4 protein-coding genes are annotated in these 6,524 nt (G+C 64.9%); all 4 read right to left on the bottom strand.

Annotated features, from left to right (window positions below; translation table 11 throughout):
• Window positions 1-2,122, bottom strand: a 2,122-nt coding sequence (locus HMPREF3174_RS06500) for an Ig domain-containing protein (RefSeq protein ID WP_210382939.1), incomplete at its 3' end; no start/stop codon positions are given.
• Window positions 2,123-3,010: 888 nt separating this feature from the next.
• On the bottom strand, window positions 3,011-3,772 hold the full coding sequence (locus HMPREF3174_RS06495; RefSeq protein WP_070445658.1) for a copper homeostasis protein CutC: 762 nt from the start codon (window positions 3,770-3,772) through the stop codon (window positions 3,011-3,013).
• The gene (locus HMPREF3174_RS06490; protein ID WP_070448267.1) at window positions 3,766-5,229 is read right to left on the bottom strand and encodes a M81 family metallopeptidase; all 1,464 of its coding nucleotides are present in this window, start codon (window positions 5,227-5,229) and stop codon (window positions 3,766-3,768) included. The genes HMPREF3174_RS06495 and HMPREF3174_RS06490 overlap by 7 nt, the downstream gene beginning before the upstream one ends.
• A gap of 3 nt (window positions 5,230-5,232) precedes the next feature.
• On the bottom strand, window positions 5,233-6,522 hold the full coding sequence (locus HMPREF3174_RS06485) for an alpha-L-fucosidase (protein ID WP_082661087.1): 1,290 nt from the start codon (window positions 6,520-6,522) through the stop codon (window positions 5,233-5,235).
• Window positions 6,523-6,524: the final 2 nt, after the last annotated feature.

The following is a 6,524-nucleotide window of genomic DNA, read 5'->3' as shown; positions in this document are numbered from 1 at the left end:
CATCAACCGTGCCATCCGTGTCCTTCTTCGTGAACGTCGGAGAAACGGTCACAGGATCGCCACCGGCGACAGCGGTCGAATCGGCGTAAGCCGGCTCGAACAGCTGAGCAAGCGAACAACCATTCTCATCGACCTTCTCGCCCTTCGGCGTATCCGGGCACTGATCCTCACCCGGCTTCGGGTTATCCGGATCAGCCGGATCCGGAACCCCATCGCCATCCGAGTCGCCGGCAACCACCGGCAACGGAACAATATCCGTAACGTCCTTGGTTTCCGTCCCATTCGGAGTCTCGCGCGTCACGGTGTAGGTGACGGTGACGTTCGGCTGTTGCTCGTCAGCGGTGACGATCTCGGTCGGAGTGCCGGTGATCGTCTTCGTGTCTGCGTTATAAGTCAGACCCGCGGGCAGGTTGTCCACCGACTTGATCTCGCCCAGCGTGTAGCCGGAGTCCTCAAATCCGGTCGGCGTGACTTCCTGGTTGTATTCGGTGCCGCGAACGCCCGCCATGAGCGGGGTGTCCGTGACAACGACGATGTAGGTGCGCGCAAGACGGACGTCGACGGGGTCGGCGCCATCGCGCGGAACGGAAGCGTTTCCAGTCACCTTCACGAGGAAGCGGCCGGTCTCGGTCGGCTTGCCCGTGATCTTGCCGGTGTCGGGATCCATGCTCAGGCCGTCAGGCAGGCCGTCAGCGGTGAGCCCAGAGAGGGTCGTCCCGTCCGGTGCCTTGGGAAGTGCTTCCTCATCGTAGTCGGAGTACTTCGAGCCCCACGGCAGCTCGGTGCCGCGCGTGGCGAGGAAAGCGTCCGAACCGAGAGACGCACCCCTCTGACCATCGTTCACGCCGTACAGGGTGGCGGTGTAGACCGTGTCGGCGGTCAGGTCGGCGGGGACCTGGTAGTCACACGAGGCAAGGCTCAGGTTCGTGTCCGGCGTGAGACCCGTACACTCGTGGACCTGGTTTCCCTTTTGGTCCGTCCAGACGATGTCGTAGGTGAGGTTCTCGTTCGTCAGCACGCCGCCGGTGTACGTCTTGGCGGTGTCGCCAGGCGCGGCAGGGTTGAGCTGGGTGTCGTAGTTGACGACGTCGAACTCGAGTGGCGCCGGGGACAGAAGGATGTCCGCCAAAGTCACACTGTCGATCGTGCCGCCGACGGCGAATCCAACCTGGCCGAAGTTGGCACCGTTCCAGGTTCCGCGCCCATCGACACGCTGCCAGCGCTGGATCGACCACGGCGACATGACGCCAACGTTGTTCGGAAGATCAACCGGGGCGACGTACATCCAGTCCCAGTTGGTGTGCTTGGATTGCAGGTTACCGTTCAGGAACGAGCCCGTGTCCCACGAGTCGGCCAACTTATGACACTTATCACCAGTGATGCCACAGGCGTTAGCCGAGTTTCCGTAGATGCCACGGAAGTACAGCTGGTACTTCCCGTCCGCGCCCGTCGTTGCGGTGACGGTCTCTGCAACCCAAGTGGGATCAGCCTTAATCTGCTCGCTGATCCAGGCCTGCAGCGAGTTCTCGTCGGTCGCGGTCCAGCCGTTTCCACGCAGGGTCTTGCCCGCGAAGGCCGCAGCAGCGTGCACCTTAATCGCGGCGACCGCCTCATCGCTGAGGTAAGATCCCTGGATCGTGATTCCAGAGAGCGGGTAGTCCGCTCCGCCCTGGTAGAGCATCGACGTGGAGAAGTCTATGGCGCCGTTGGGAACGTTTGCGTTCCAGAACACGGTTCCGCCAACAGAGCCATCAAGACCCTTGCCGACGTTATTACCCTCGCCGGAAACAGCCCAATCATTACGATCCGGCTTGGCCAGGACGTTGTCCGTGTTCTTGGCATAGTTAATGTAGACGCCGCGGATGGAGGACTTTCCGGAATCCCAGGTCGCCATCACAGTGTTATCAAGCGTGGGATCAGCGGGTAGCCACGACGTTGCGTAGTGGTTGATGAGCCGGTAATCGGCCTTGGTTCCGTCAGGAAGCTCGGCCCAGATGCGAACCTTCTCCCGCCAACCGAGGCGCGAGTCGTTGCCCGCGAGATCCTTCGTGCCGGGGGCGCCGACGTCGACCCGCCCCTCGAAGTAGCGCACGCGCCCGATCGAATCAAAGTAGGGCTTCATGTCGATCGAGAAGTTACCCTGAGCGTCCGCAGTGGAGTAGTAGATCGGGGAGTAGCTGTAGGGGAAGTCAGCGTTGCCGGCGCCCTCTCACCACTGCACGTAGACCTTCACACCCTCGATGGGTCCGGTGTACTCAAAACCGGTGTTATTCGATGCGTAGGATTCGATGAAACGCGTCGTGCCCGACACGGTGTAGGGAGCATTTCCCTTCCCCGTCGACTCGATCGCCGTCCCAGTCGACCGTACGGCCGTAGTTCCACCGGAACCGTCAGGAGCGGGGGCCGCTACGGCGCCCCCTCCTGCAAGCCCGGTAGCGATGATTGCCGTTGTGCCTACGACAGCCATCGCCTTCCTTACTATCCGAGAGATCACAAATCTCTCCTTCCTCTCAATTTGGATTCGAATTGAGCTCGTTCACTGCCCAATCGGTGCGTACATCAGTAGAATCGTGAATCACTTGCCTAATGGGCAACCTGTGGCAACCAAAAGACTCGCCTTGAGAGCCCCCTCCCCCACAAAACCATACGATAGCCATGCGCATGAAATTAGCGCTGGATTGATTCCAGTATACTAAGTGCCGCCGTCGCAGATCCAGCATTGCCGTCAAAACGGACAAAATCACAGCTCAGAGCCCTGTCCGACATCTCACATACCAAACAGGGCACTGAATCCACGGGAAACCCTTACTAATAACAGGTGATATAGTGCGTTCCGCGTCACACCGGCGCTGACAGCTCGCGCCCCTCATCGATCGCGCTACGAGTCCAGGCTGGCTTATCTCGGTTCGGGCCGCTGGCCGGTTCAACCGGCCGCGAATTAAGAAAACCCGGACGATTGTGGGGCGACCTCACCATAAACGAAGATCGCCCCACAACCGTCCAGTCCGCTTTAGTCGCCGTGTACCTGCGCCCCGCGGATCACGGCGCGGGCCGCCCGCACCAGCTCCCCGTCCGTCACCGACCGCACGCTCTGCCCCCCACCCGGGCCGGTCGGGCCCGTAGGGATCTGGCGGCGGGCCGACATGTGAAACTCCTCGACCCCGGCCTCACGCAGGGCAGGAATCGCCTCCAGGGCCACGCCCCCGCCAGCCATGACCGTGACACCCGCACCCAGCCGATCCAACTCGGCCTTCAACTGCGCGAGCACGGGAGCGCCGTCACCGGCACGGGACTTGCCGCCCGAGCTCAGCACGCGCGTCACGCCGCCCACCTCTGCCAGCTGGCGCGCCACCTCCGCCGGGCCGACCCCGGCGCCAAACAGCACATCCACGCACCGGTGAACCACCACGTCCACCTCCGGGTTGCGCTCCCTGGCCACCTCGGCCCACTGGCGCAGCCGCGCCACGTCCAGCTCAAGGCCCGCAGGCCCCTCGCGCAACGCGCCCACCACCACGGCTGCGGCCCCGCGGGAGACCACCCACCGCACGTCGTTGGCGATGACCGCGGCCTCGGCGTCGTCGTAAACGAAGTCACCCGCGCGCGGACGGACGAGCACGCAAACGGGGATGCCCTCCACTACGCACGCCTCCACCATCGCAAGCGACGGGGTCAGGCCCCCGACCTCCAGGGCGCTGCACGCCTCCACCCGGTCGGCGCCCGCCTCCCGCGCAATCCGCGCGCCCGCGGCGTCCTGCACTGCAATCTCTAGCACGTGACCTGTGCCTCCCACTCAAAACCTTCATCAAAAGGATACATCGGGCGGTCGATGCGCGAATGACCCAGCCGCACCAAATCTTGATCCACACCGCCCGGCGTGAGCGCCATCTTCCACGCCGCCGCCATCTCATACAGGTCAGGTTCGAGGTAACCGATCTTCACCACCACCACGTCCGCCTCGCGCGGCTTGAGCCCCGCGATCGTAAACGCCTCCTCGGTGGCGTACTGCATGCGGTTCTGCGTCACGACGACGACCGCGCCGCTCGGCCCGCCCTCCCCCAACGGCCTCAACACGGCGACCTCGCCCGCCCGCGGGTCGACGGCCAGGTTCTCCACCTGCACGCTCAGGGCCAGCGTGCCCGGCTCGCGGGCGTCAATCTTCCCGCCGAGCTGCACCTCGATCCGGGCGCCCACGCCCGCCTCGGCCGCGAGCGCCACCGTGGCGGCGTCGTGAATCGAGGCAAAGATCGCGGACAGCTCGCCGGCCGCCACCGGCTGGAAGGTCAAGAGACGCCAGAGGGCGAAGGTGACGTCATCAGCGCCGCCGGCACCCGGATTGTCACCCGTGTCGGAGATGAAGGTCGGGCGGGCGGCCGTCCGCGCCCACTCCAAGCAGCCGTCCATCGAGTCCACCGGCGCCACGAAGCCAAACTCCTCATGGCGGGCCCAGATCTCCCGCGCGTAATCACGGGCCACCCCGGACACCCGCTCCTGGTCATCGCCCGTGACCACCACCGCCGCCTTGCACCGCGGCTGGTCCGCCCAGGCGAACCCGATCCAGAAACCCACATCCAGGATCCCCGGCATCGCCTCCAGATGCGGAATGCGCCCATAGAGGGAAGCGGCCGGCTCAAGGCGAGTGGATGTGCGTTCACCCGGCAAAAGAAAAGGCATGTGCACCAGCGCCTTCGCCGGCTTGCCGAGCCCGCTCAGCAAGCGCGTGACGAGATTCTTCATCGCGCGTCGGCGGGATTCGAGGGCGTCGACGTGCGGGGCCTCCCGGTAGGTGGTCAGCAGGTCACACCCCGCGAACAGCGCCTCGGAGACATTTCCATGCAGATCTGTGGACAGGGAGACCATCGGCTCCGGCCCGATCACGGCGCGGATCGCGGTGATCAGGTCGCCCTCGGCGTCGTCGAGCCCCGCTACGCTCATGGCGCCATGGACGTCAAAGAAGAAGCCATCAAGCGGCGCTTGGTCCGTAAGGGCGGCGAGCCCGTCCAAGATCTCCGCCTTCCATACCTCATACGTGGCCCGCTCCAGCACGCCACCGGGCAACGCTCGCGCGTGGAAGATTGGAAGCCACGTCACCGCCTTGCTCCACGTCTCGTGGATCCAGCCGTAGCGCCCCAGCACCTCCTCACCGCGCGTGATCTCGAAGTCCTCCGCCACCGCCGGCTGCGGCGAGAACGTGGATGACTCGATGTGGATACCTGCGATTGCGATGCGCATGACTTACCTTTCAACGATGAGAGCGACGGGGAAAGAGGAGGTCGGCGCCGGGCACGACGCCGGGATACGGCTACCGTCCGGGGCGAGCCAGAAGGCGCGCGCAAGGTCGGCGGCGCCAGCCGAGCCGGCGGCCTCGCCTTCGCGGACGAAATAGGCCGTCGCGCCCGGAGTGAGCAGGGAGAAGGGCGCAGGCCCGGGCGTAGAGGCGTAGATGTAGCGCCCGTAGGTCCTCATCCACTCACCGAGCTCGGCAATCACGCGGGCCTGGTACGGGTCGAGCGAGCCGTCGGCGCGCGGGCCCACATTGAGCAGGAGGTTGCCGCCGTGGGAGGCGACGTCGACGAGTAGCCAGGCCGCCTCGGCTCCGCTGAGCCGGTCGGCGGGGTTGTCGTTGCGGTTGTACCCAAACGAGCGGTTCAGGCCGCGAGTAGACTCCCACATTTCCGGAAGCGGTTCGTCCACCTGCGTGTACTCGCGGGTCAGGTAGCCATGGAAGGGGATCCCCCAGCGGTCGTTGATCGTGGCCTCATGCTCGGCCAGATAGCGGGTGAGGATGGCGGACAAACCCCACTCCTCCGGCCCCTTGCCGGCGTCGGGCCAGTCGATGTCGTTCCACAAAAGGTCTGGATGGAAGCGGTCGATCAGCTCGCTCAGCTGGCCGGCGGCATAGCGGGCAAAGGCCTCGTCATTGCGACGAAAGGCGAAAAGGTCCTCGTCCGAGCGGATGGGCGGGAGGTGCGACACGTGCCAGTCGAGCGCGCCGGAGAAGTACAGGCCGAGCCGGGCGCCGGCCGCCCGGGTGGCGTCCGCGACCACGGAGATGACGTCCGGGCCACCACGCGAGACGGAGGAAAACGGCGTCGTTGCCGTGTCCCACAGGCAAAAGCCGTCATGATGCTTCGTGGTCGGCACGATGTAGCGCCCGCCCGCCGCCACCAACGTGGCGACCAGGTTGGCCACGTTCTCCGGCGAGGGCGCAAAGCGAAAGGCGAGGTCCTCGTAGCTGGTGCCGACCCCGAAGGTCTCCTCATGCCACGTCGCACACGGCGAGCCAGGGATGCGCACCGTATTGGCGTACCACTCCGCATACTCGTGATAGTCGTAAGCCAGCTCGGGCGGCGTCTTGCGGCCCGCCTCGCGCCGGTAGGCCCAACCCGGCATCGAATAGATACCCAGGTGGATAAAGAAGCCGAGCTTAGCCTCCGTGAACCACTGCGGCACTTCGTGTGCCGGGTAGGTGGTGCGGGCGGCCAAGTCTGCAGGGCCGGTTCGATGTTCAAACGTGTTATCCATAA

The sequence above is a fragment of the Trueperella sp. HMSC08H06 genome, assembly GCF_001808465.1.
In the GTDB taxonomy this organism is placed as follows: Bacteria; Actinomycetota; Actinomycetes; order Actinomycetales; family Actinomycetaceae; genus Trueperella; species Trueperella bernardiae.
This window is presented reverse-complemented; position numbering and strand designations above follow the sequence as displayed.

Coding starts and splice junctions, on each gene's coding strand:
- HMPREF3174_RS06490 (WP_070448267.1), bottom strand. CDS start 5,229: ATGCGCATCGCAATCGCAGGTATCCACATCGAGTCATCCACGTTCTCG.
- HMPREF3174_RS06485 (WP_082661087.1), bottom strand. CDS start 6,522: ATGGATAACACGTTTGAACATCGAACCGGCCCTGCAGACTTGGCCGCC.